Genomic DNA, 24,956 nt, shown 5'->3' on the forward strand with positions numbered 1-24,956 from the left:
CACGCGTCTTGATAACAGGAAGCGCTTCCACAAAATATTTTCCTCACAGAAAAACTGATCCTTATGGCAGAGATGAATACATCCCCGCAAAGTGGCCGCCACGGCCACTCCGGAACGCGCGCCACCAAAAAATCTACCCGCGTGGATATGACGCCAATGGTAGACCTGGGCTTCCTGTTGATCACCTTCTTTATGCTTACCACCACCATGGCGCAACCCAAGACCATGCAACTGTTGATGCCCCGCAGTGATGGCGACTCCATGGCCTTAGCGGAAAAAAAAGCATTGACAGTGATCCTTGGCCCCGGCGGCCGCATTGCATGGTATGAAGGCAGTGGCGGAGATGCGCCGTCCGTGCACTATTCCAGCTTCTCCAACCAAAAAGGTATCCGTGATGTGATCATCGGAAAAAAAGAAAAAGTGCAGCGTGCCTATCACAAAAATGAGCTGATGATACTTATCAAAGCAGACAGGAAAGCGAACTACGCCAACCTGGTAGATATCATGGACGAAATGCTGATCAACAAGATAGACCGGTATGCGATAGTAGATATTACGCCGGAGGAACAAAGGTATTTTGAGTGAATTACGTACCTTTAACCTTCCAAAACAATAATCTATTTATGGCTACCACCCACACTATCCCATCCGTGGACCTCGCGGATTTCACGTCCGGAGATGCCGGCAGAAAAGCAGCGTTTGTGCAACAACTTGGGAAGGCTTATGAGGAAGTAGGTTTTGTGGCAGTAAAGAATCATGGTATTCCTGATGAACTGATTGCAGACCTCTACAAGTACGTACAGCAGTTTTTCCAGCTGCCTTTTGATATCAAGCATCAATACGAGATCCCGGAACTGGCCGGCCAGCGCGGCTATACGTCTTTCGGAAAAGAACATGCGAAAGGCTATGAAGCCCCTGACCTGAAAGAGTTTTTCCAGTTCGGGCAAACCGTGGAAGATAACGAGCAGGTAGATGAAAATTATCCGCCGAACGTGCAGGTGAAGGAAGTGCCGGCGTTTACGCCTACTTTCTTCAAGGCCTACCGCGGCTTTGAGCAATCAGGCCGTTACCTGCTCCAGGCAATCGCCTTGTTCCTCGGCCTGGATGAACATTATTTCGACGACAAAATTCATAATGGTAATTCCATCCTGAGAGCGATCCACTACCCTCCTATTACACAGGAGCCGAAATCAGCCATCAGGGCCGAACAGCATGAAGATATCAACCTGATTACCCTGCTGGTGGGCGCTTCTGCCGATGGATTGCAGATCCTCGACAAGCAAAACAACTGGGTACCGGTCACCTCCCTGCCAGAGCAGATCGTGGTGAACGTAGGCGATATGTTACAACGCCTCACCAATAATCGTCTGAAATCCACTACCCATCGCGTGGTGAACCCGCCGCGCGAACTTTGGGGCACCTCCCGCTTCTCCATTCCTTTCTTCCTGCATCCTAAATCAGGGATGAAACTGGATAGCCTGGAAAGCTGCATCACCAAAGAAAATCCGCTGGCCTACGAGCCTATCACTGCCGGCGAATACCTCGATGAACGCCTGCGCGAGATCGGGCTGAAGAAATAATGCTCTTTTACATTTAACATCCAACAATAGAAAAGTCCCGGTAAGAATTGACTTCCCGGGACTTTAAGTTTATCGTTGCTCTAGGCGCAGGTATTTCTTTAATGGTACAAATATGGTTATTCTTTTGTCCGTCTGGCGGGACAGTTTTCGGCGGCTAATCAATAGAATACAACGGATAAAAGGCCATATCATTATCGATAGCCACCCATATTACAAGTACCGTGCCTTTATTGCAACTGTGCGCTGGCATTATTAGCAACGCTGTTGTATTTTGTGCTGTTTTTTTTCATTAACTTATTTTCCTGAACAAGGAAATCCCTGAAAAACTGTGTTTTTACGTCACATTCCTTTCCTGAAAGCTGTGTTATTTCATAGCCTCACTGCATATGGCGGCCCGCAAGGCCATCTGGCAATGATGATGAAAACGTTTGTACATCAACGTAAGGATGTGACGGAGCAGGAACTGATGGAGTATAACGCCTTCTGCCAGCTGCTGCCGGGGGCCTCTTCTTCCCAAACCCTCACCCTCATCGGCTATAAGCGCGGAGGCGTATCCCTGGCCATTTTAACGCTGCTGATATGGATCACGCCGGCCTGCCTGCTGATGGGCTCCCTGAGCTTTTTATTGCAGTATTTCGACCGCAGCACCCTGCGGACCGATATCTTCAAATACGTACAGCCGATGGCGGTAGGCTTCCTCGCCTATGGCGGTATCAAGGCTTTCCGCATCAGCATCAATAATACCGCCACCTTCATCATCATGATAGTGGCCATGTTCACGGCCTTTTACCTGAAATCGCCCTGGACTTTTCCGGCCCTGATCATATTGGGTGGCATCGTATCCAACTTCAGTAACAAGCGTATCCCTGATTTTGAAGACAAGCCCAAAAAAATACAGTGGGGTAATATCTGGTTGTTTGTATTACTATTTGTGCTGGCGGGATTTTTTTCGGAGCTGGCACGTACGCATCACTGGATCACACGGCGGCCTTTCAACCTTTTCGAGAACTTCTACCGTTTCGGCAGCCTGGTATTTGGCGGCGGCGATATCCTCATTGCGATGATGCTGGAACAGTACGTAACCCGCGCCAAAACGCAGTTCCTGACGGCAGAAGAGCTGTTGACGGGCGCCGGTATCATGCGGGCCTTGCCGGGGCCTACCTTCTCTATCTCAGCTTATGTGGGCGGTATGGCTATGCGCAACCTGGGGATGGGTTATCAGTTCCTGGGCTGCATACTGGCGCCTGTAGCGATATTCCTGCCCAGCCTGTTACTGGTGCTGTTCTTCTTCCCGATATGGCATAACCTGAAAAAATATGTGGTCATCTACCGCGCCCTGGAAGGTATCAATGCGGTGGTGGTGGGGATCATGTGGGCAGCCACCTTTATCCTCTTCTTTGCCATCCCGGTGAACAGCGTGAACCTGTCTGTAATGGTGGCCACGCTGGCATTGCTGCTGTTTACCCGCCTGCCCTCTCCTTTTATCGTACTGGCCTGCCTGTTAATGGGATGGCTGCTATGATACCAGTATATTATATTCTTTGATCTTGTTATAAAGCGTTGTAAGACCGATGCCCAGTACTTCTGCGGCTTTGGTTTTGTTGCCTTTGGCAAAGGTCAGCACGCGGGTGATATGCCTCTTTTCCATATCGGCCAGGCTCATGGACGATTCGTTTTCCGCGGCGCCCTGCTGAAAATCAAAGGGCAACACGGAGGTATCCAGTATATCCGTATCCGTTAGGATGGCGGCACGTTCGATCACATTTTTCAGTTCGCGTATATTGCCCTTCCAGCTGTGGTGCTGCAAAGCCGCCAGGAAGGCGGGCGTCATGCCGCTGAGACGTTTATTGAGCTTGGGGGCGAACTGCTGCATGAACCAGGTAGCCAGCAAAGGAATATCCTTTTTGCGTTCATTGAGCGAGGGGAGTCTTATCTGGAAGGCCGACAAGCGGTAGTAAAGGTCGGCGCGGAAATGGCCATCGGCGATCTCCTGATCGAGGTGGCGGTTGGTGGCGGCGATGATGCGCACATCCGTTTTGGTAGGACGGGCTTCGCCTACTTTATAGAACTCCTGCGTTTCGAGCACACGTAGCAGCTTGGCTTGCAGTTCTATGGCCATTTCGCCGATCTCGTCCAAAAAGATGGTGCCGCCGCGGGCTTCTTCAAAAAAACCTTTTTTGTCTTTCACCGCACCGGTGAAGCTGCCTGCGATGTGGCCGAACAGTTCACTTTCCAGTATCTCTTTGCCGAAGGCGCTGCAATTTACCGCTATAAAGGGCTGCTGACGGCGGTTGCTGGCCTGGTGGATGGCCTGGGCGAATACCTCCTTGCCGGAGCCGGTTTCGCCGAGGAGCAGCACGGTCATATCGGAAGGCGCCACTTTTTGCGCGAGGGCCACCGCAGCGCTGATTTCGGGAGATGACCCCAGTATGTTATCGAAATTATATTTGCCGCCAATCTTCTTTTCAAGGTCGCGTATGCGGAATTGCAGGCCGGCCTTGTCCATGGCTTTGCTCACCAGCGGCAGGATACGGTTGTTATCATCTCCCTTGGTGATATAATCAAAAGCCCCGTTCTTAATGGCCTGCACGCCATCGGCGATGTTGCCATAAGCGGTGAGCACGATCACTTCTGTTTCGGGGTATTTGGAACGGATCACCGGCACCAGTTCCACACCGTTGCCATCGGGGAGCTTTACGTCGGAGAGCACCACGCGGATCTCTTCTTTCTCGAGGATCTTCATAGCGGCGCGCACGTTAGGCGCCTCAAACATGGTATATCCTTCCAGGCCAAGCAGGCGGCTCATGAGCTTCCGCAGCTGGTCTTCATCATCGATGATTAATATTTGACCTTTTGACATAATTTGCAAAGATAGCAGAAAGCGCTATCAAAAAACAGGCGTCAGCCTGCTCTTGCTGTCCGCACTATTTTGCGCAGATCGTTGGTATCGCTTTGCATATCATGCCATATCTCTCCTTTTTCGTGTAGCCGTTGCAGTGAGTTGAAGATGTTGAAGTCATGAATGTTCAGCCGTTCATTTACTTCTGCCCAAAGTAGCGGCATCGATACGGTAGCACCGGGTTTGGGACGGGCGGAATAAGGCGCCGCAATCGTTTGTCCACGGCTGTTTTGCAGGAAATCGATATACACTTTTTTATTGCGTTGCGATTTGGAACGGATAACGCTGGTAGTAGCCGGCAGCTGCGCATTTACGGCATTGGCTACCTGTTCGGCAAAAGCGCGGGTATCGTCGTAGGAATGCTTGGGAACGAGCGGGATAAAGATGTGCAGGCCACGGGAGCCGGACGTTTTCACATAGCAGCTCACGCCCCAATGGTCCAATAATTCCCTGATGTGCTGGGCCGTTTCCACTACATATTTAAAATCGATCTGTTCGGGATCGAGGTCAAGCACGGCATAGTCGGGCGTTTCCGGCTTGCGGATGCGGGAGAGCCAGGGATTCACTTCAATGCAGCCCAGGTTCACCATATAGGCCAGTGTAGCGGCATTGTTACATACGAGATAATCCACTTCTTTGCCAGTGGAGGTGGCCAGCATGGGCACGCTCTTGACCCAGTCAGGCGTTTGGTCCAGGTCGAGGTCTTTCTGATAAAATCCCGGCCGCTTGATACCGTTGGGAAAGCGGTGCAGCGACAATGCGCGGTCTTTGATATGTGGCAGGATATAATCTGCTATGGAGAGATAATAATCTATCAGCTGGCCTTTGGTGATCTTCTCATCGGGCCAGTATAGTTTACGCTGATTGGTCAGGGTTACTTTCCTGCCATTGAGCGTAAGGGTGCGGTCTTCGTTGGAAGTAGCCATAGTGAACAGTTTTAGTGTTCTTACGATGCACGCTTCTTCGATCCTTTATTCAGGCTGGCTTTCAGCTGATCAAACAATTCATCACTCTTGGTATGTACCACGCGCAGTTTTTTGACCACCGTTTTCTTGCCGCTGGCTTTGGCTTTGATGATCTTCAGCAGTTCTGCGTTGTATTCATCTTTGTAGGCGCTGATATCAAATTTCTCGGTGTATTCCTTTACCAATGCCATGGCCATATCCAGTTCTTTTTTCTGTAACCTTACGTTGGTGGGCAATTCGAGGTCTTTGGGCGAGCGTAGTTCTTCCTGAAAGCGGAGTTGTTGCAGGAGCAGGTAATTTTCGCGCGGACGTATAACGGCGAGGTGTTCGGAGGTACGCAATACAAAACTGCTGAGGCCTGCTTTGCCGGTTTTCTCCAGCGTTTGCCGCAGCAGCTCATAGGCTTTCTCACCGCCTTTGCCGGGTTCGAGGAAATAAGGATTTTCGAAGTAGATATCATCGATCTCATTCTCTTCTACAAAAGACGCTATTTCGATGATCTTGCTTTTCTTCGGCGCTGCTGCTTCAAAATCTTCATCTTCCAGCACCACATATTCATCTTTATACAGATAACCTTTTACAATCTGCTCCCATGGCACTTCGCGGCCTGTTTCTTCGTTCACGCGTTTGTACTTGATATGGGCCAGGCCTTTGCTGTCCAGCATGTCGAGATCAAGATGACTGTCTTGTGTGGCGCTGTACATTTTCACCGGGATGTTTACCAGGCCAAAACCGATGGCGCCAGACCAGATCGCTCTCATATTTGGAAGTTTTAAGGTGATGAATACTGTTACCCATTACACAAATGGTACCATTATGCAGGCTTATAATTGAATAACAAGGCGGCATAACTTTTGGTTTTTTGCTTTTCAATCAAAACCTTATTTTATGGAAAAGCCAGGAGAAATGACCACTTTGACCCGTGTGCTTGAAAAGCTGCATGAGCGTGGCTTTGATCATGAACTCAGGATGAGTGACCACGGGCGTATGCAATCTGCTGATACTCAAAAGATCTATAATCCGGAAGACCTGACCATTATCAAAACCTACCGTTTTGAAGGCGAATCTGATCCTTCGGATGCATCTATTCTTTATGTGATGGAAGACAAGGAGGGCGATAAAGGCTATGTGATAGATGCCTACGGCGTGTATAGTTCGCATGAGGAGTCGGGCTTTAATGATTTCATCAAGCAGATACCGGTAGAAGACCGGGAAGAACAGCTCTTATTCGGGTAGCAGGCAAGGAACGCATTGCATAGAAGGCCGCCGGTGGCGGCCTTCTATTTTGTTTGCGGATTGGCAGGTTTGCGCTTGATATCTCTATCGGGCACCTCCTCCGGCACCGGTTCTATCTCCGGCTGGTCCGGCGGCGGCTGCGTAGGCAGCGGCTGCGGGGTTCCCGGCGATGGCTTATCCGGCTTCGGTTTATCGGGTGTTGGAGGCAATGGTTCATGCTCCGGTACGATACTGATCATGATATGGGTTTTATCTTTCAAAAATCAAAGTTCGTTCCGGACCAGTTCCCGTTTATACTTCCCGGGATGGATGTAGAAATAGTAGGCATACTGTGGAAAATGATGCCCAGTCTGCAATTGCGGGCAAGACCTCCTTTTTTCGATGGATATTTGCGCGGTAATTAGTAACTTGAAGTACATGCATTTTTCAGTACATAAAAAAATACGGGTTGGTTTCTTTATTGCATTTACGGTGATCATCGCCGCATCGATCTTCTCCTATCTCGTAGCGAAGAACTTGCTGGACAACGCCGCCAGACTGAATCATGCCATTGAAGTATCCAAACGCCTGGAGGTGATTACACGGCAGTTAAAAGAAGCCGAAGCCGCTATACGCGGTTTCAATCTCACCAAAGACAGCTCTTTTCTGGTGCCCTCCATGAAAGAACGCAGCCTGCGTATTGAGAAAGAATACCAGCTGCTAAGAAAAGTAACCGCTGATAACCCGCGCCAGCAAAGACATCTGGACACCCTCCGCGATCTGCTCACCATCAAATATGAACAACTGCTGGGAGGTAGCTACACACCTGTAGCCGGCAGCGAAAAAGCCACCGTACAGGAAGGCGAACGCTCCATGGACCGGATCGACCGCAAAGTACAGGATATGATACGCATTGAAGAAAACCAGGTGCATGAGAAATCAGAACTGTTTCACTTCTTCTCTGTGCTATGGGTGCCCATGATCTTCATTTCCTCACTGGTGGCCATTGTGATCGGTATCTATTCCTACGTTACCCTCACCCGTGAATTTAAATTGCAGTTGCATATTGAAAGCAAACTGAAATTATATCAGCGCGATCTGCAACAGAACATCACGCTGCTCAATAAAACCAACCAGGAGCTGGAACAATTCGCCTATGTAGCCTCTCACGACCTACAGGAGCCGCTTCGCAAGATATCCACCTTCAGCGACCGCCTGCAGGTGAAGTACAAGGAACAATTGCCGCCTGATGCCAGTCAGCTCTTGGACCGTATGGTGGCTGCCGTATCGCGCATGCGCGTGCTCATCAACGACCTGCTGGTATTTTCCCGCGCCGGCCGCATCACACCGGAAAGTATTACCGAAGTGAACATGAATGAGCTGCTGCAGGAAGTGATCAGCGACCTCGAGGTAACACTCGAGGAAAAGAATGTACAGGTGAAGTTTGACCCTATGCCGGTGATAGAAGGCAGCGCCACATCGTTCCACCAATTGTTCCAGAATGTCCTCGCTAATGCCATCAAATTTGCGCACCCCGAGCGCCGGCTGGAAATCACTATCCGGAGCGAAGTACTGGACGGGCAGGATCTTGGTATCGTGAAAGAGAACCGCTGGCACGACCAGTTTTGCCGCATCAACATTGAAGATAACGGTATCGGCTTCGACCAGGCCTATGCCGAACGCATCTTTCTCATATTCCAGCGCCTGCATGGCATCAGTGAATACTCCGGCACTGGCATAGGACTTGCCATCTGCAAAAAGATCACCGACAGCCACCATGGCTTCATACAGGCATATGGGTATCCTGATAAAGGCGCTACCTTCGTGATCATCCTGCCATTGCATCAGGCCGCAAAAAAAGTGAACGGCAGTACTGAACAACAAAAAGCCTAGCACCGTTATTGCTATGGAACCTCTGTCGCCAAAATGAGGCAGCATCCACTTTTTGCAGCCCTTTACATGTTTTTAACCGCGAGCTTTTGACCATGACTGAAGTACCTGTTAATATTCTGATGATCGACGACGATGAAGATGATTTTTTTCTGGTAAGTGAACTACTCAACGATATCTCTCCGGGGCAATATCAACTGGAATGGGCGCCTACTTTTGAGAAAGGCATCGCCGCCATTGAAAGGAAAGCACACGACATCTACCTGGTCGATTACCGTCTTGGGCCTTACACCGGCCTGGACATCCTGCATCATTTCCAGCAATTGCAATATGAGATGCCGGTGATCATGCTCACCGGTAAAGGCGATTACAGCATCGACCGCGAAGCCATGCTCGCCGGCGCCTACGACTATCTGGTAAAAGGAGAGATCAATGCCGACCTGCTCGAAAGGTCCATCCGTTACGCCCTGGATGAATACAGTCACCTCCGCTTTATAGAAGAAAGTGAAAAAAGATATTACGGCATATTTGAAAAGGCGCATGATCTCATCATCCTCGCCGATTGCGATAAAAATATCATCGATGCCAATCCCACCGCACTGAGAACGCTGCGCTATTCCAAGGAAGAGCTGTTAAAGCTGCATCTGCGTGATCTCTTCATCTCCAAAGATCAGGGAGAAGAGTTTGTTAATAATATCTGCAATGACAACGTCACGGCGACACGCGAATACGAATTTAAAACCAGCGATGCCCGCAAAATGGTGGTGCTCATCAACGCCGTGATGCTGGATGAAGCGGCGCAGATATTCCTCTGTGTGATACAGGATATTACTGAAAAGAAAAGAGAAGAGCAGGAAAAGCAGCACCAGGAGAAGTTTGTGATCACCGGCCGTATTGCCCGCGTGATCGCGCATGAAGTCCGTAACCCGCTCACCAACATCCTGCTGGCGGTGAGCCAGTTCAAGGAAGAGCTGAAACCCGCCGCAGAAGAGGAAAGCGCGCTTTACACCGATATCATCGAACGAAACTGTTCCCGCATTAATCAACTGATCACTGAATTGCTGCACAGCACCCGCATGATAGAACTGCACATGCAGCCCGTGGGCGTGAACCAGCTGGTGAAACAGGCTTTGGCGCTGGCGGAAGACCGGCTGCAGCTGTATGAAATGCAATTACATCTACAGCTTGCCACGCCCGATATCGATGTAAATGTAGACGAGGAGAAACTGGTGATCGCGCTGCTGAATATTGTGATCAACGCTATAGAAGCCATGGTACCCGGCAAAGGCATACTAACTGTAACGACTACACGCATTAACGATAAGGCCCGGATTCAGATCGGCGACAATGGCGCGGGTATCTCCGCAGAACTGCTGCCACGGCTGTTTGACCCTTTCTATACCAGCAAGCCCAAAGGCACCGGCCTGGGGCTTACCAGCACCCAGAACATATTGCTAACCCATAAAGGAAATATACATGTAGACAGCGAGCCAGGCAAAGGCACGCTATTTACGCTCACCCTGCCAGCGTTATAGATTTTATCATTTGTTTATTTTGATATTTTGATATTTAGGTTCCAGGAAGAACTTCCTGGAACCTAAATATCAAAATATCAAAATAATAAAATAAACAAATCAATAATTGATATTGAGCAAGCGTAATTTATTGTAGAGGGTTTTCCGGTCGATATTCAGTAGTTGCGCGGCTTTTGTTTTGTTATACTTTACCTCTTTGAGCACATTAATAATTTTGTTGTACTCCGCTTGCAGGGCTACTGTTTTGAGATCATTTTCGTTGGCGAGGATGGCCAGTTCGCCGGCGGCGGGCGCTTCATCGAAGCTCTGGGCAAATGATTCTTTCATTTCCAATGGCAATGCGGCCATGGTGATATCCTGTAACTCCGGCGTGAGCAGGCATGCGCGGCGGATCACGTTTTTCAGTTCACGGATATTGCCTGGCCAGTTGTAGCGCTGAAAGCATTCCCATACTTCGGCAGATATCTTGCCGCAGGTTTTGTCCAGTTCTTTTTCCACCTGTTTCACGAAGGCATTTACAAACAGCGGGAGATCTTCTCCGCGTTCGCGCAACGGTGGTATGTAGATAGTAAATTCGTTGAAGCGGTGGAACAGGTCTTCCCTGAATTTGCCCCGCTGTACGGATTCCGACAGCTTCTCATTAGAGGCCACGATGATGCGTACATCTACAGGAATCTCTTTGAGACTGCCTACACGGCGGATCACTTTTTCCTGCAATACGCGCAGCATAGCCACTTGGATATCGTAGGAAAGATTGGATACTTCATCCAGAAAGAGGGTGCCGCCCTGTGCTTGTTCGAAGGCGCCTATCTTGGTATTGATAGCGCCGGTGAAAGCGCCTTTTTCATGTCCGAACAATTCGCTGGCGGCCAGCTCTTTTGAGAGGCTGCCACAGTCGAGCGCCACGAAGGGCTGGCTATCGCGTTTGCTATGATGATGGATGAGATGCGCCACAGATTCTTTACCGGTGCCGGTTTCGCCGAAAATGATCACACTGTAATCAGTGGGCGCCACGAGTTTGATCTGGCGGATCAGTTCCTGCGAGTTGTCGCTTTCGCCATAAACGTATTTTTCGTTTTTGTCTTGCAGGTTGCGGGAGAGCAGTGTTTCGCGGGCTTCCACTTCATCGCCGGCATCTACGGGTTGAGAGGCCATCCTTTCCTGTTCGGATTCCTTATGGGAAAATGCTTTGTGCACGAGGGTCAGTATCTCATCCGGATAGAGTGGTTTGGAGAGATAATCATAGGCGCCATTCTTTACCATTTCAACAGCGATGCGTACATCTGTATATCCGGTAATGATGATCACAATAATTTGCGGGTTGATCTGATGGATATCTTGCAGCAATTGTGCGCCATCAGTGTCTTTTAGCCTGTAATCACAGAGTACCAGGTCAAATGATTTTTCCTTCATCAACTTGAGCGCGGCAGTTCCTGTCATAGTGGTATCCACTGCAAAACCGTGTTTGCTGAGGAACTTGCTCAACAGTGTACAGATATTAATTTCATCGTCAATGATTAAAATATTTTTCATACTATAAAGATGTGGTGATTTCAACAGCTCAATTAAAATTACTAATAAATACCCGGGGATACTAACTTTTTATATGATCGATGAGTTCATCGACATGCTTTACGCTAAAGGGTTTCGCGAGAAAAAACATGGCACCCGCTTTGAGCGCGCGTTGTTTTTCCATGCCATTGTCATAAGCGCTGATGGTGATCACAGGCAAAGTGGGGCATTGTTGTTTGATCAGCGGCAAAGCATCCAGGCCTGAGCCATCCGGCAGGTGTATATCCAGGAATAAGAGATCGGGCTGATGACGTTGCAGGTATTGCAGGCCTTCGCTCAGCGCGTGTACGTATTTCACCGCATATCCATGCCTTACGAGGCTGAGTTGCAATAATCTGCAGATATCCGGTTCATCGTCGATAATGAGGATGCACGGTCCTTTCGTCATTGGATCTGTTGAAACCGATTCGTGCCGGTTCCAGGCTGTTTTGTTTGTTCGTAACATATCTGTGCTTGTTCCATTCTTCCATTAAAAGTCGTGCCATCAGATAACAAACGGTTGATTCGGCGCCCTGGTTCTGGTTCACATTATTCTTTTCCAGGCCATCATAGCAGCCGTAGGTCAGCGGATTGTATATCAGCTGTTTCAGGTGATTGTTACCCAGGTACCAGCTGAAAGCCAGGCGCATCTTTTCCAGGTAAGAATGATTTTTTGTGGCGTGATAAAAAGTATAGAGCGACAGCATCGTGTAAGCTACTTCGATAGATTGTTCACCGCCTTCCGGTATCGTTGTATTGTTGCGATGGAGCCATGTTTTATTGCTGATCACTTTTATGTGGTTGTCGTTGAATGTTTTATTACAAAGGAATGCAAGGCTTTCCTCCGCGATGTTGCGGAAGGCGGCTTCGCCGGTCACGAGATGGGCCATCATCATGGCTTCCGGCAGTACGGCGTTGCCGTAGGTGAGATATGGTTCGAACCATTTCCAGTTATCGTCGGCTTCGTTTGTCCAGCAGGTTTGCAGACGGGTGGCGAGTGTACGGATGATATCTGCCGCGATGCCGCCGGGGCGGTATTGCAGGAAATAGTACAGTCCTTTGATCGCAAAGGCAATAGCACGGGGCGACCGCAGCGATTCTATCCAGCGCAGGCAGGGCCGGAAAAGTGAATACACTTCCTGTACTGCATCAAAAGGGAGATGGCGATGCGCATACAAGGCATAGCCCAAAGCCCATACTGCACGGCCATTGGCGTCTTCCAGGTTTACCTCATCGTTCATGCTGTTGAAACTCCCGCCGGCATCTACGTAGTTGAGAAATTTTCCGGATGGTTTCTGGCAATAGCCGATGAAGCTGATGTATTTGCGGCATAGTGTGCTCACGAAGCTGCTGGGCTGCATCACGCGGCTGTACATGCACATGGTGATGAGCGCGCGGGCGTTGTCGTCCAGCGTATAGCCCGATGCGGGGTCCGGCACATCATGCTGTGCAAACTGGATCATGCCAAATTCGTCGGTGAGGCGGTCGATATGATCGAGATAGGGCGCTGGCAGATTGGGCAGCCATATTTTTTCTTCCGACAAGATATCACTGATCAATGCCATGTGCGCAATAGCGACATTTTCCCAGATGGAGCTGCGTGTTTTTTCGGTGGCGCAAACGCTCATGCGGCGCCGTAGTTCCGGATTGCCGAGCAGACGCATGGCGGCGGCGGCGAGCTGTGAAGGCTGGTTGAAATCGATCAGGCAACCGCAATTTTCATCCAGCATTTCGCGCGCCTGTACAAAGGACGTTGAAATAACAGGGCAACCCGCGCTCATCGCGTATACAAAAGTACCGCTCACCGCCTGGTGAGGATCTTTGGAGGTGAAGAGATAAATATCGGTGAGGGAGAGATAATCGAGTAATGTTTCCAGGGAGAGGTAATTATTTACAAAGCGCACGTGGGCTTCGAGGCCATATTCCTTTACCAGCCGTTCGAGCGAGTTGCGGTATTGTTCGCCCTCACGTGCGGCCACCACCGGATGCGTTTTGCCGAGAATGAGGTACAATACATCGGGATATTGCCGTACGATTTCGCGCATGGCGCTGATGGCGGTTTCGATACCCTTGTTCTCACTAAGGAGACCGAAGGTACTGAGCACTGTCCTGCCTTGCAGCTGATATTGGCGTTTGAGTGCCTCGGCATCATCCACGATATGTGCGTGGGTGCCATGCGGGATATGCGCGATCTTGTCTGCCGGCACATGATACACTTCCTGCAATAGCCTGGCGGAGGCCTGCGTCATCACCAATACTTTGGCGGCCAGCGTGCTAAGGAGGCTTACTACTTTGATACATTTATGATCAGGATACGGCAATACGGTGTGGAAGCGGATGATAAAAGGTTTATCAAGCAGCGAGAGCATGCCCAGGAGGTTATGACCATATTCACCACCATAGAGGCCAAATTCGTGTTCAAAGCAAATCAGGTCGATGGTGTTATCGGCATTCAGTTGTTGGGCAAATGCGAGGCAGCTGTCGGGATCAAATGGATCGATGCTGCGGGTAACCGGCCATGCTATCGGGGGCGCTGCTGCGCCGGCTTCCTGTAGTGCGCATATTTCAATATTGATTTTGCCGGAAAAATTTTTCTGCATGGCATTCACAAGATCCTGTGCAAATGTAGCAATACCGCACTCACGGGGCGGATAAGAGGTAACAAAGAGCAAGGTTCTATTCATTGGACATCAATTTAGCCGGTCAAAGAAAATTTAGTGCTGTTGGAAAAGATTTTCAAATATCAATCCAATGGCTGCTGTATAGCGGGCCTGCTGGTAGCGGACTGAAAAAGTGTAGAATCCTTTCCACAGCTTTTCTGGTGTAATGAGGAATGTGTGGAGGGAAAAAAATTTTAGCTTTTTTTAAAAAAAGATGGTTTTGTTAACATCTGGTAAAGATTTGACGTAATCATTTATGATTATATTTGTACAGCGACAAAACACTTAAAAATCCACCGCAATGCGCTTCTTGACTAATGGGCAAAACAGCAAGCAGGCACACCTGGAGTGTGCTGCAGGTAATTAATCAGAACCAATCAATGCGCCGGTTTTCCAGCCGGCGCTGTATTTTTTGTCTGTAGCGGAAGATCATGGATGGATAGCACATTTATCATCTTTTATAAAGATGATAATTTACATTTCTGCATTTTGCCGCAATCTTGTCTATTTTAGCTTTACGAATAGCCCCGGGCTTAACCATTAAAGAGTGACACAGATTCGAAAACAAACGAGGGAATAAAAGTTTATTAACAACAAAATCACCGCGGCTTATGCGTAACATTTCCTGTACGTTCAATGTGGACGGTATACCGACCAAACTGATGTTAAGAAAAGTGGCGAAAGAAAGACGGTTTATGGCCTTTGTGGATGGCGTAGCCACCGAGTACATTATCTCTGATCACACCAATGAAATAGAATATTATGATGGCCCTCCGCTCAATGATTTTTTCTTTGAGAGAGTGCGCTGGCTGATCAAACAATATTTTCCGAATGTGAAAGCGATTGTGAAGATCGGGGAAGACGATTACGAAGACTATGACGATTATTAATATCTGATACTCTAAAGAAGAAGATGTGTCCGGGGGGACTCTTCCCCCCGGCTTTACTATGGGGATACTGCCTGTTTCAAGCCTGTTTCAAGCCTGTATAGTGCCAGTATAATACCAGTGCTCTCTCAGGTTAAATAAACCCTTTCTCCAATGCGAGGAATGCCTCGACAGGATGCAGTTGCTGCCACAGCACTGCGAAAACAGCCTGCGCTACCGGCATATAAGCGCCGATATGCCGGTTCATTTCATGCAAACATTTGCTCGCGTAATAACCTTCCGCAATCATATTCAACTCCAGCTGGGCGGCCTTTACACTGTAGCCCTTCCCTATCATATTACCAAACGTACGGTTACGGCTATGTAGTGAATAGCAGGTAACCAGTAGATCGCCAAGGTATGCGCTGGCAGTATAGTTATGCACCATCATCTCCGTTCCTTTTTCTGCCGCTTTGTTTTCTTCGTATTTTTCCAGGAAGGCTTGCATCTCACGAAAACAGTTGGCGATAAACACGCTGAGGAAGTTATCGCCATATTCCAGGCCATGCGCGATACCTGCCCCCAACGCATATACGTTTTTCATCACGGCGGCCAGCTGTACGCCAATCACGTCTGTATTCACGATCGTTTGCAGGTAGCTGCCCGTGAAAAGATCCGCAACAGCCTGTGTGCGCTCCTGCTGCAAGCCTGAAAACGTAAGGTAGGAAAGCTTTTCATTCGCCACCTCTTCCGCATGGCAAGGGCCCGTGATCGTGAAATACTGATCCAGCGGGAGATCGAAGGCCTCTTGCAGATACTCGTTGATCAGCACATTGGTGCTGGGCACGAGGCCTTTGATAGCAGAAACAATGCGTTTATTTTTCAAGGCGTCTTCAGGCAATACGCCGAGCACATCTTCAAGGAATGCCGAGGGAACGGCCAGCAGCAGCAGGTCGCAGGCGGCCACTACTTCTTCGAGATGGCTGCTTAGTTCCAGCAGGCTGGTATCAAAATATACAGAAGTGAGATAATGCTTGTTGTGATGCCGCAGCTGCATATGGCGGATCGTATCTTCGTTGCGGATCCACCAATGGATATGGTGGCCATTGTCCGTCAGAATCTTTGCCAGCGCAGTGGCCCAACTGCCACTGCCGATTATACCTATACTGTTTTCCTTGCTCACAGCGCAAAATTTTACGCAATGTAAGCAAATAAAAATGATAAAGCCGGCGCAGTGGCGCCGGCTTTATCACAAGGAGTGATCCTCTTATTATTTTTGAGCGCCTTCGAAAAGCTGTGTTTTAGGCACCACCTTTACTTTCTTGCCATTGGCCAGCGTGCGTGATACAGCGCTGTAAGGCGCGCTGATCACCTCGTCGTTGTCGCTGAGGCCTGAGAGTATTTCGATATTGGTATCATCCTGAAGACCTGTTTTCACCGTTACCATCTTCACGGTATTATCCTTTTTATTGAGGAGGAACACCACTTCATTCACATCGGGTTTAGTGTTGCTGGCAGCGCCTGGCGTGGTATTATCTTGCACTGCGGGCGCTTTTTTACCGCCTTTGGTGGTATCTGTATCGCGGGTGGTAACAGCATTGATGGGAATCGACAGTACGTTATATACGTGTCGTGTCTGGATGTCAACGCTGGCGCTCATTCCAGGGCGGAAAGGAAAACTTTTCTTCACACCTGGTTGGATCAGGTCCGCATAGCTTTCAGGCAGGATGCGGATATGTACGATATAGCTGGTTACCTGTTCCGCGGAAGAAGCGCCGGACGATACTGTTGCGGAAGCCGCGCCCTTACTGGAACTGGCGATCTGCGTAACAATACCTTTGAAGCGGCGGCTGTTATAGGCATCCACTTCGATAGAAGCGGTATCACCGTATTTTACTTTCGGGATATCGTTCTCTCCAACATCCACCTGCACTTCCATGGCGTTCATATTAGCGATACGCAGCATTTCTGTACCGGTCATCTGCGCGGTACCTACTACACGTTCTCCTTTTTTAACGGAGAGCAGGGAGATGATACCACTCATAGGAGCGGTGATGGTAGTTCGTCCCAGGTTTTTATTGGCCTCGGTGAGGTTGGCCTGGGCGCTGGCTACGGCGTATTTGTTACTGTTGATCTGTTGTATGGCAGCGTTGTAATCAGCCAGGGAAGCGAGGTAGGTGCCTTCAGAAGTTTCAAATTCTGCCTTGGAGATCACTTTCTGAGTGTACAAGGTTTTGTTACGTTCGTAAGCTGCTTTATTCTGGTCCAGACGGGCTTTGTAAGAGTTGAGGGCAGCGGCGGTATTGGCCAGCTGGGCTTGCGACTGGCTCACAGAAGCGGCGGCCTTGTCCACCATAGAACCATAGATATCTGCGTATATGCGTGCCAGTACCTGTCCTTTCTGTACAGAGTCGCCTTCCAATACAAGCAGGTCGGTGATTTCGCCGGAAACGTCGGAGCTCACCTTTACTTCTACTTCAGGATAGATCTTTCCGCTGGCAGTCACAATTTCTGTGATATTTTTGCGGGATGCTTTGTCGGTAGCTACAGAGATTGCCTCTTCTTTTCCAATCACTCCGGATGCTTTCAGTACCAGGAGTAAAATAACGAGTGAACCAAGAATGCCTATGAGCCAATAGAGTGTCTTTTTCTTCATAAAGCAGTTTATTACCCGGACCCTACAGGGATATTTTCTGGTCCCTGTAGAACTCCAGCAATTTCATTTTAAAAATATAATCGTACTGTGCGGATACTTTGTTAATCTGCGCGGTGAACAATTTACTTTGAGTAGTGATATAATCGATGGTGTTCATTAATCCGATGTTGAAGCGTTTGGTGGCAAAGTCATACGCTTTCTGGGCGGCATCCACGCCTTTGGACGAGGCGATGAATTTTTGCATGGCGGCTACTGCATTGGCGTGCGCGGTGTAGATGTCCTGGCGCAGCTTCTGGCGGTCGGCCTCGCGGGTAAGCTCCATGTTCTGCACATTCAGTTTGGCTTTGGCCGCATTGGTACGGGCCTGCCAGCCATTGAAGAGGGGCACGCGCATGGTAAGCTGTATGTATTGTTGTGTAGTATTACTCAACTGATCACCGAAGGGGATCAGCTTATCACCAATTCTATCAACATGATAAGAGGTGTCTACTACCTTATAGTTATTGTTCACTACCCGCCCGATAGTATCTACCCTGAAATAGGGCGTACCATATATAGGCAGTGTACTGGCGTTGGAATAGTTGGTGGTTACGCCTGCGGCCAATGAAAAGGAAGGATACAGCTGCGCTCTTACCGATTTGAAATTCTTCCTTGCAGAGGCGATCCTCATTTCATCCGACATGAGCAGAGGATAGCTGGTGAGGGCAGCGCTGTACACCATTTCCGGCGCCATCTCATCGAGGCGGGCCAGCGGCAGGGTAGCAATATTCTCTGGTATCTCCGGCTGGAAAGGAATGTCGAAACCCAGGTTCAGCAAGGCTTTCACCTGCAGGATAGACAGGATCACCTGGTTTTGTGCGGTTACCAGGTTGGTGCTGTCGGTTGCCAGCTGCGCTTCCAGGTCGGCCTGGTTGCTTTCCGGCACAGAGCCTGCGATCACGAGCTTTTTGGTATTCTCCAGGTTGGAGATGGTTTGTTTCACCTGCACCTGGTTCACTTTCAGCTGCTCGTTGTTCAACAGTATTTGCAGGAACGCAGTGGCCACGTTAAAGGCAAGATCATTGCGCGCTTTATCCATCAGGAAGCTGTTTGATCTCGCATCGTACTTGTTAGCCTGTATCAGGTATGTTTTAGAGAACCAGTTGAAGATATCTGACTGGGCAGTTAATCCACCACTGGCCTGAAAAATAGACGAGTTGATGTAGGTGTTGGTTTGAGGGCTGGGAACACGTCCTGTACTCCAGCCTGCGCTGGCGTTACCATTGAGGTTGGGGATCTGTGATAACTGGCTTTGTTTTAAAGTCAGCTCCGACAAACGTTTCTGTACGTCCTGTTGTTTTACCTGAATGTTATGTTGCAAAGCATAATCCACACAACGTTGCAAACTCCACGTATCCTGTGCTACAGCCTGGGACATGTTAGCAAACATGAATAAAAGCAGGCCAAAGCCTGCGAGTTGGGATAATCTCATAACATGACAAAAATATAATAATTGTGATGATACTTTTCTTTCCTTATTGATAGATGGTAAAATTTTAGTAGGTATGGCATCATACCTGACTAATTTAAAATACAACATAATCTTTTTTTTACACTTTTATCGAGATTGTATGCGACCATCACTGATCTGTATAATCCTGTTGCCGTAGGTGGCATTCACATCGGAGTGTGTTACCTGAACAATGGTGATCCCGTCTTGTGTGTTGAGTTGTTTAAATAATTCCATGATCACTTTTGCCTGGTCGGAATGCAGGTTACCGGTGGGTTCGTCGGCAAGGATCACGCGGGGTTCGGCCACGATGGCGCGCGCGATGCCCACCAGCTGTTGCTGGCCGCCGGAAAGCTGGTTGGGGAACAAGTCTTTCTTGGCAACGATATTGAAACGGTCCAGCACATCGGCCACACGGCTTTTGCGCTCGCCGGCAGGGATATTCTTATATAAGAGTGGCGTTTCAATATTTTCATACACGGTAAGTTCATCGATGAGATGATACGCCTGGAATACGAAACCGATCGCGCCCCGATGCAGCTGCGTACGTTTTTTCTCGTTCATCCGGTCTACCCTTTCTCCCTGGAAAAGATATTGCCCGTCGGAAGGTTCTTCCAACAGCCCCATGATATGCAGCAATGTTGATTTACCGGACCCGGACGGACCCATAATCGACACAAACTCGCCTTCATTGATCCTCAGGTTCACATCTTTCAGTATTTCATTCTTACCGAATCCCACCGGGTAGTATTTGGAAATGTTCTGCAGTTCTATCATGATATTTGATTATTTGGATATTTAGATATTGGGTTATTCTGTTCTTAATGATTGTACCGGGTTACTGAGTGCAGCACGGATGGTTTTCAGGCTCATGACCACCAGGGCCAATGCGGCCATACCGAGGCCGCCAACGGCAAATACCCACCAGCTCAGGGTTGTACGGTAGGCGTATCCCATCAGCCAGTGATACATCACATACCAGGCTACCGGGATTGCTAATATAAAGGCAATAATGACAAGACGCATAAAATCTTTTGTGAGCAGCGTTATCATTTGCCAAACGGTAGCGCCAAGCACTTTCCGGATACCGATCTCACGCCGGCGCTGATTGGTGGTGAAGATCACCAGCCCCAGCAAACCCAATGCACTGATGAAGAAAGCAAGACCCGCGCACCAGCGTAACAAGGTGCCGGTATGCTGCTCTTCATAATACATGGCCTCAATGGACTTATCGAGAAAAACACTGGAAAATGTTTCTTTCGGATATACGTTCTTCCAGGCCTTTTCTATTTTTTCGAGCGCAGTTTTCCATACCACACCGTTGGTTCCCGGCGCCTGCAATTGTATCATCAACCTGCGGTGCTGGTTCAGTCCATCGCTGGCGATGGCCAGTTCAGGAATGGCGCCACGCATGGAGCCTGTATTGAAATCCTTTACTACGCCCACCACAGGGTGATTGTTGATCGTCACGCCGATAATGTCTTTAGGATCATGGAAACCGAATCCCTTCACTGCCATTTCATTCAGTACCCATTCCCGGGCGGTATCGCTGCTGACCAGGTTGCGGCCCGCTACCAGCTGCAATTTGAACAAAGGGATAAAGGCGCTGTCGCCATAGCGCATCTGTATATTTTTGCTGATCTCCTTCTTCCCGTCTTTGTACATGAACACAGTGCTGACAGATCCGGAAAATGCCGGCAGCTGGCTGGCAAGGCTTACCATGGCCACTTCAGGGATAGCGCTGATCTGCTGTTGCAGCGCTTTGCGTTTCACGAGATCTCCATCCATAAAGGGAGTGCGTACCATCACGATGGCGTCTTTGCGGAAACCCATATCCTTATGAATGGCGAAATCTATCTGCTTGCTCACAACAATAGTAGCGATGATGAAGAACTGCGCCACGGCAAACTGCGATACGGTCAGCGTTTTACGCAACCATGCTTTGCCGCCGGTACTGTCTACCTGCGTTTTCAATACGGCCACCGGCTGGAACCTTGATAACACCAGGGCCGGATAGATGCCGCACAATACGGCCGTTAACACAGATAATACCAACAGAAACAGTAACACCGGCCAGGTAAACAATTGCATTACAGGCAAATTTGCCGGCAGGAATGAGCGGAAGTTAATGATCAGCAAAGGCGCTATCACCAAAGAACACAGCGAAGCTATCAACGTCACCACCAGCGTTTCTCCCATGAACATAGCTACCAGCTGAGGTACGGTACTGCCCATCGTTTTACGCACGCCGGTTTCGCGGGCGCGCTGCCCGGCCTGCGCAGTATTGAGATTGATAAAATTGATCACTGCCAGCAACAACAAGGCTAACGCCACCATACTTTGTATGAACAGTGATTTTTTGTTGGCCGTACGGTTGAAGGTACCATAATCATCGTCGAAATGCAGCGCTGTTAATGGCTGCAATTTTAACCTGGTGAAAGTGTTGGCATCTTTTTTAACATGCTGGTCGAAGAGGAAGTTCAGGCGGGCATCCATTTCGGCGATACTTGTACCTGTCTTCATTTTCAGCAATGTTTGCGAGGCTGAATTAACATTGTTCCATTCGGTAACATTGTAAAGATTTTTTAGGCCCGTGCTGTAAATGGTGGCGATCGACTGGAACATGCCAAACCTGAAGTCTGTTTGACCGGGCATATCTTTTACAATACCGGTAACGGTTACACGAATAGAGTCGTCGATCACCATCTCCCTGCCTACTATCGCATAGGGCGCCATGCCCGGGAAATAGGTAGCGGCGCGGTTTTCGGTGAGCACCGCCGAAAAGGGCTGTTGCAGCGCAGTTTCCGGCTTGCCTGCTACCCATTGATAAGGAAATATCCTGAAATAACTGCTATCTACATAAGCGATATCATTCTCTTCCGGCCTTAATTCACGCGGCACATTATGATCTCCTGTTACCACGATATGCGAGGTAAAATCGTCTACAAAAAACTGGGCCACCGTCTCCGCCTGCGGGAGGTCCTGCCGGATGGTAGCCGCCATAGGCACAGCTACGCCCGCATTGTGCACGCTATCTCCTGAAAAGTGAATATTGGATGCCAGACGGCATACCCGATCGCTGTCCGGCACTCCTTTATTGAAGCTGCTTTCGTAATATACCACCAAGGCCATCACCAGCGCAGCGCTGATGCCTACTACCAACCCCAGTATGTTCAACACTGAAAAGGCCTTGTTACGCCAGATATTACGAATGGCTACCAATAAATAATTTCTGATCATGGTATAAATGTTTTTATTCAGATCTCAAACTGATAACAGGATTGATCCTCGCGGCTTTCAGCGATTGCACACTCACCGTGAGGAAGGCGATCACGATAGCGATCATACCTCCTGCCAGGAATATCCAGGCACTTAGCGAAGTGTGATAAGCAAAATCACCCAGCCAGCGGTTCATCGCCAGCCATGCCAGCGGCGAAGCCACACACAATGCTATGAGCACCAAACGCAGGAAATCTTTCGACAGCAACATCACCACGCTGCCTACTGAAGCGCCCATCACCTTCCTGATACCGATCTCTTTGGTACGCTGCTGTGCTGTAAAGGCAGCCAGGCCCAGCAAACCAAGACAGGAGATTACAATGATCACCAGCGAGAAAGTAGTGAGGATATGACTGGTCCTGTATTCTCTCTTGTAGATATCATCAAACTCCTGGTCCAGAAAATGATAAGCGAAAGGCTCCGCCGGCAATGCGCCGTTCCACACCTGCTCTACATCTGCGATGGTGCGCTGCCAGTTGCTGCTGGCGGTTTTCACCAACACTTTGCCGAACCAGTAATATTCAGGGAATACCACAATCGGATCGATCCCTCTTTTCATACTGGCGAAATGAAAATCCTTCATCACGCCTTTGATCATGCCATTGCGCCCATTCAGAGATACCCTTTTTCCGATCGCATCGTTGGGTGTCCAACCTAATTTTTTTACAGCGGTTTCGTTGAGAAAGAAATGATATACCTTCTTATCATCTTCCTGTAAAACATCCCGGATATCTGCCTCCGTGAGGTCCTCTCCCGCCACCAGCCTGATATCCATCGTTTTCAGATAATCCTTCTCCACCGGCACGGCTGCTACGTTCATTGCATAGTCGGCGGGTTTGGTTTCGATCTTGCCAAGGGTATAACCGCCTTCCGTTTTCACCGGCGAATCGTAAGAGGCGCTCACATGCTGCACGCCCGGCGTCTGTAGTAATCGTTCTTTAAATGTCCGTAGTCTATCGCTGTTCATCTTGCTGCCATCCAGCACCAGCACCTGCGAGCGGTCCATACCAATGTTCTTGTGCTGGATATAATACAGTTGCTTTCCAACAACAATGGTGCAGATGATAAAAAATACAGATGCGGCAAACTGAAATACCACCAGCGTTTTACGCACAGCGCCACCACTGGCGGCCGACAGCTTCCCTTTCAGCACCTGCACCGGCTTAAAGGCCGACAGGAACATCGCGGGATAAGTGCCGGTAAGGAAAGCGGTGCCGACAAACACAATGCCCAGCAAAGCGTATATACGGTACCCCTTAGTACCGCCAAAATGGAGCCGTGTATCCGCAAGATGATTGAACAACGGCAACAAGTATAAGGACAACACCCATCCCAGCAGGATCGCTGCAAAGGTGATCATCGTAGATTCCGCCATGAATTGCCAGAATATCTGCCCGCGATGCGCGCCCACGGCCTTGCGCACGCCGATCTCGCGGCTTCGCTCTGTAGAGCGCGCAGTGGCCAGGTTCATAAAATTGATACAGGCAATCAACAACAGCATCACTGCAATGATCATCAGGATGTAATTATAGCGGATATCGCCCCCCGCTTCCGTAGAGTTGCCCGCGATGGAATGCAGGTGAATACCGGTAACCGGCTCTGGCGTCATATCCAGCGTAGCGCCCTTACTGCCGCCCATCTGCGGCATCAGCACATTTTTTACATAGTCGCCAATCCTTGCATGCAATGCGGACGGCGTAGTGTTATCATTCAGCTGCACATAAGTGTAATAGTTAGGCGCATCCCAGTTGTCTTTCTTTCCAAGCGACGCCCAGCTGGCCACAAACTCATATTTCAGATGCGTATTGGAAGGCGCATCGTCTGTAATGCCCGTCACCAGCATATCCTGGCTATTAACACGTACCGTTTTACCGACAGGGTTTTCCGCTCCGAAATACTTTTTCGCAGCAGAAGCTGTCATCACCAACATATTGGGGCCACTCAGTACGGTGGCCGCATTGCCTTCTCTCAAATGAAAAGAGAATAACTGGAAAAAAGCAGGATCGGCATAAAGGAACCTTTCTTCCTTGATCGCAGTATTGCCATATCTGACAGCGCTACTCCGCACATAAGCCCGGGCTACGTATTTTACTTCGGGATAGTCTTTCAATACCGGCGCCAGCGCGGAAGGGGTCATGGCGGTATGTACCAGGGGCTGATCTTTCTCTCCATAATCTACACGGATACGATAAAGCTGATCCGCATGTTGAAAGAAGCGGTCATAGGTCCATTCATTTTGAAGATAGAGAGATAACAAGATAAAACAAGCCACGCCAGTGGCCAGTCCTGTCACATTGATGGCGGTATATAACTTGCGTTTCCAGAGATTCCTTGCTGCTACTTTGAGATAACTTCCGATCATGATACCTGA

20 protein-coding genes are annotated in these 24,956 nt (G+C 49.1%); 7 read left to right on the plus strand and 13 right to left on the minus strand.

From position 1 onward, the window contains the following. Positions 1–63 precede the first annotated feature (63 nt). The 3 genes from FPG75_RS17210 (at position 64) to chrA (ending at position 3,102) form a co-directional block, all read left to right on the plus strand. The gene (locus FPG75_RS17210) at positions 64–585 is read left to right on the plus strand and encodes an ExbD/TolR family protein (protein WP_143308203.1); all 522 of its coding nucleotides are present in this window, start codon (positions 64–66) and stop codon (positions 583–585) included. Between the two features lie 38 nt (positions 586–623). Further along, positions 624–1,580 carry an isopenicillin N synthase family dioxygenase gene (locus FPG75_RS17215; RefSeq protein ID WP_143308205.1) on the plus strand — a complete coding sequence of 319 codons (957 nt, stop codon included), beginning with the start codon at positions 624–626 and terminating at the stop codon, positions 1,578–1,580. Positions 1,581–1,908: 328 nt separating this feature from the next. Then, entirely contained in the window at positions 1,909–3,102 is a 1,194-nt protein-coding gene (chrA, locus tag FPG75_RS17220) for a chromate efflux transporter (protein WP_143308207.1), read from the plus strand. Here chrA and FPG75_RS17225 read toward each other — a convergent pair. The 3 genes from FPG75_RS17225 to ku are packed head-to-tail and all read right to left on the minus strand — an operon-like array spanning position 3,097 to position 6,205. Beyond that, on the minus strand, positions 3,097–4,440 hold the full coding sequence (locus FPG75_RS17225; RefSeq protein ID WP_143308209.1) for a sigma-54-dependent transcriptional regulator: 1,344 nt from the start codon (positions 4,438–4,440) through the stop codon (positions 3,097–3,099). The genes chrA and FPG75_RS17225 overlap by 6 nt on opposite strands. A gap of 41 nt (positions 4,441–4,481) precedes the next feature. Then, positions 4,482–5,405, minus strand: coding sequence for a non-homologous end-joining DNA ligase (ligD, locus tag FPG75_RS17230; RefSeq protein WP_143308211.1), 924 nt, complete (start codon positions 5,403–5,405; stop codon positions 4,482–4,484). Positions 5,406–5,425: 20 nt separating this feature from the next. After that, positions 5,426–6,205, minus strand: a complete 780-nt coding sequence (gene ku / locus FPG75_RS17235) for a non-homologous end joining protein Ku (RefSeq protein ID WP_143308213.1) — start codon at positions 6,203–6,205, stop codon at positions 5,426–5,428. Positions 6,206–6,332: 127 nt separating this feature from the next. Here ku and FPG75_RS17240 point away from each other — a divergent pair, with 127 nt between their 5' ends. Continuing rightward, complete coding sequence (locus tag FPG75_RS17240) at positions 6,333–6,680, plus strand: hypothetical protein (RefSeq protein WP_143308215.1); 348 nt, start codon at positions 6,333–6,335, stop codon at positions 6,678–6,680. Between the two features lie 44 nt (positions 6,681–6,724). Here the strand turns inward: FPG75_RS17240 and FPG75_RS17245 are convergent, their stop codons facing one another. Continuing rightward, entirely contained in the window at positions 6,725–6,919 is a 195-nt protein-coding gene (locus FPG75_RS17245; protein WP_143308217.1) for a hypothetical protein, read from the minus strand. Positions 6,920–7,097: 178 nt separating this feature from the next. Between FPG75_RS17245 and FPG75_RS17250 the strand changes: the two genes are divergently transcribed. Together FPG75_RS17250 and FPG75_RS17255 are read left to right on the plus strand one after the other, a co-directional pair. Further along, the gene (locus FPG75_RS17250) at positions 7,098–8,552 is read left to right on the plus strand and encodes a sensor histidine kinase (RefSeq protein ID WP_161596836.1); all 1,455 of its coding nucleotides are present in this window, start codon (positions 7,098–7,100) and stop codon (positions 8,550–8,552) included. A gap of 92 nt (positions 8,553–8,644) precedes the next feature. Then, entirely contained in the window at positions 8,645–10,084 is a 1,440-nt protein-coding gene (locus FPG75_RS17255; protein WP_143308221.1) for a hybrid sensor histidine kinase/response regulator, read from the plus strand. Between the two features lie 99 nt (positions 10,085–10,183). On the opposite strand, the gene FPG75_RS17260 is transcribed toward FPG75_RS17255, so the two are convergent. The 3 genes from FPG75_RS17260 to FPG75_RS17270 all read right to left on the minus strand — a co-directional run bounded on the left by FPG75_RS17260 (position 10,184) and on the right by FPG75_RS17270 (position 14,319). Beyond that, positions 10,184–11,617, minus strand: coding sequence for a sigma-54-dependent transcriptional regulator (locus FPG75_RS17260; RefSeq protein WP_143308223.1), 1,434 nt, complete (start codon positions 11,615–11,617; stop codon positions 10,184–10,186). Between the two features lie 61 nt (positions 11,618–11,678). Beyond that, positions 11,679–12,044 (minus strand): response regulator, encoded by a 366-nt coding sequence (locus FPG75_RS17265; RefSeq protein WP_236652820.1) that lies wholly within the window; start codon positions 12,042–12,044, stop codon positions 11,679–11,681. After that, positions 12,007–14,319 (minus strand): glycosyltransferase, encoded by a 2,313-nt coding sequence (locus FPG75_RS17270; RefSeq protein WP_143308227.1) that lies wholly within the window; start codon positions 14,317–14,319, stop codon positions 12,007–12,009. The genes FPG75_RS17265 and FPG75_RS17270 overlap by 38 nt, the downstream gene beginning before the upstream one ends. A 587-nt stretch (positions 14,320–14,906) precedes the next feature. Between FPG75_RS17270 and FPG75_RS17275 the strand changes: the two genes are divergently transcribed. Continuing rightward, entirely contained in the window at positions 14,907–15,185 is a 279-nt protein-coding gene (locus FPG75_RS17275) for a hypothetical protein (protein WP_143308229.1), read from the plus strand. Between the two features lie 130 nt (positions 15,186–15,315). Here the strand turns inward: FPG75_RS17275 and FPG75_RS17280 are convergent, their stop codons facing one another. The 6 genes from FPG75_RS17280 to FPG75_RS17305 all read right to left on the minus strand — a co-directional run bounded on the left by FPG75_RS17280 (position 15,316) and on the right by FPG75_RS17305 (position 24,947). Then, complete coding sequence (locus FPG75_RS17280; RefSeq protein WP_143308231.1) at positions 15,316–16,344, minus strand: NAD(P)H-dependent glycerol-3-phosphate dehydrogenase; 1,029 nt, start codon at positions 16,342–16,344, stop codon at positions 15,316–15,318. Between the two features lie 87 nt (positions 16,345–16,431). Beyond that, positions 16,432–17,817, minus strand: a complete 1,386-nt coding sequence (locus FPG75_RS17285) for an efflux RND transporter periplasmic adaptor subunit (protein ID WP_143308233.1) — start codon at positions 17,815–17,817, stop codon at positions 16,432–16,434. 22 nt (positions 17,818–17,839) lie between these two features. Beyond that, positions 17,840–19,288, minus strand: a complete 1,449-nt coding sequence (locus tag FPG75_RS17290) for a TolC family protein (protein ID WP_161596837.1) — start codon at positions 19,286–19,288, stop codon at positions 17,840–17,842. A gap of 126 nt (positions 19,289–19,414) precedes the next feature. Continuing rightward, positions 19,415–20,083, minus strand: coding sequence for an ABC transporter ATP-binding protein (locus tag FPG75_RS17295; RefSeq protein WP_143308237.1), 669 nt, complete (start codon positions 20,081–20,083; stop codon positions 19,415–19,417). Positions 20,084–20,116: 33 nt separating this feature from the next. Then, positions 20,117–22,546 carry an ABC transporter permease gene (locus tag FPG75_RS17300; RefSeq protein ID WP_143308239.1) on the minus strand — a complete coding sequence of 810 codons (2,430 nt, stop codon included), beginning with the start codon at positions 22,544–22,546 and terminating at the stop codon, positions 20,117–20,119. 13 nt (positions 22,547–22,559) lie between these two features. Then, on the minus strand, positions 22,560–24,947 hold the full coding sequence (locus FPG75_RS17305) for an ABC transporter permease (protein WP_143308241.1): 2,388 nt from the start codon (positions 24,945–24,947) through the stop codon (positions 22,560–22,562). Positions 24,948–24,956: the final 9 nt, after the last annotated feature.

This window comes from Chitinophaga vietnamensis (assembly GCF_902167635.1).
GTDB classification, from domain to species: Bacteria; Bacteroidota; Bacteroidia; order Chitinophagales; family Chitinophagaceae; genus Chitinophaga; species Chitinophaga vietnamensis.

Excerpts from the sequence above, each read along its gene's own strand:
- FPG75_RS17210 (WP_143308203.1), top strand. The coding sequence starts at position 64 with ATGGCAGAGATGAATACATCCCCGCAAAGTGGCCGCCACGGCCACTCC.
- FPG75_RS17215 (WP_143308205.1), top strand. The coding sequence starts at position 624 with ATGGCTACCACCCACACTATCCCATCCGTGGACCTCGCGGATTTCACG.
- FPG75_RS17225 (WP_143308209.1), bottom strand. The coding sequence starts at position 4,440 with ATGTCAAAAGGTCAAATATTAATCATCGATGATGAAGACCAGCTGCGG.
- ligD (WP_143308211.1), bottom strand. The coding sequence starts at position 5,405 with ATGGCTACTTCCAACGAAGACCGCACCCTTACGCTCAATGGCAGGAAA.
- ku (WP_143308213.1), bottom strand. The coding sequence starts at position 6,205 with ATGAGAGCGATCTGGTCTGGCGCCATCGGTTTTGGCCTGGTAAACATC.
- FPG75_RS17240 (WP_143308215.1), top strand. The coding sequence starts at position 6,333 with ATGGAAAAGCCAGGAGAAATGACCACTTTGACCCGTGTGCTTGAAAAG.
- FPG75_RS17245 (WP_143308217.1), bottom strand. The coding sequence starts at position 6,919 with ATGATCAGTATCGTACCGGAGCATGAACCATTGCCTCCAACACCCGAT.
- FPG75_RS17250 (WP_161596836.1), top strand. The coding sequence starts at position 7,098 with ATGCATTTTTCAGTACATAAAAAAATACGGGTTGGTTTCTTTATTGCA.
- FPG75_RS17255 (WP_143308221.1), top strand. The coding sequence starts at position 8,645 with ATGACTGAAGTACCTGTTAATATTCTGATGATCGACGACGATGAAGAT.
- FPG75_RS17260 (WP_143308223.1), bottom strand. The coding sequence starts at position 11,617 with ATGAAAAATATTTTAATCATTGACGATGAAATTAATATCTGTACACTG.
- FPG75_RS17265 (WP_236652820.1), bottom strand. The coding sequence starts at position 12,044 with ATGACGAAAGGACCGTGCATCCTCATTATCGACGATGAACCGGATATC.
- FPG75_RS17270 (WP_143308227.1), bottom strand. The coding sequence starts at position 14,319 with ATGAATAGAACCTTGCTCTTTGTTACCTCTTATCCGCCCCGTGAGTGC.
- FPG75_RS17275 (WP_143308229.1), top strand. The coding sequence starts at position 14,907 with ATGCGTAACATTTCCTGTACGTTCAATGTGGACGGTATACCGACCAAA.
- FPG75_RS17285 (WP_143308233.1), bottom strand. The coding sequence starts at position 17,817 with ATGAAGAAAAAGACACTCTATTGGCTCATAGGCATTCTTGGTTCACTC.
- FPG75_RS17290 (WP_161596837.1), bottom strand. The coding sequence starts at position 19,288 with ATGAGATTATCCCAACTCGCAGGCTTTGGCCTGCTTTTATTCATGTTT.
- FPG75_RS17295 (WP_143308237.1), bottom strand. The coding sequence starts at position 20,083 with ATGATAGAACTGCAGAACATTTCCAAATACTACCCGGTGGGATTCGGT.
- FPG75_RS17300 (WP_143308239.1), bottom strand. The coding sequence starts at position 22,546 with ATGATCAGAAATTATTTATTGGTAGCCATTCGTAATATCTGGCGTAAC.
- FPG75_RS17305 (WP_143308241.1), bottom strand. The coding sequence starts at position 24,947 with ATGATCGGAAGTTATCTCAAAGTAGCAGCAAGGAATCTCTGGAAACGC.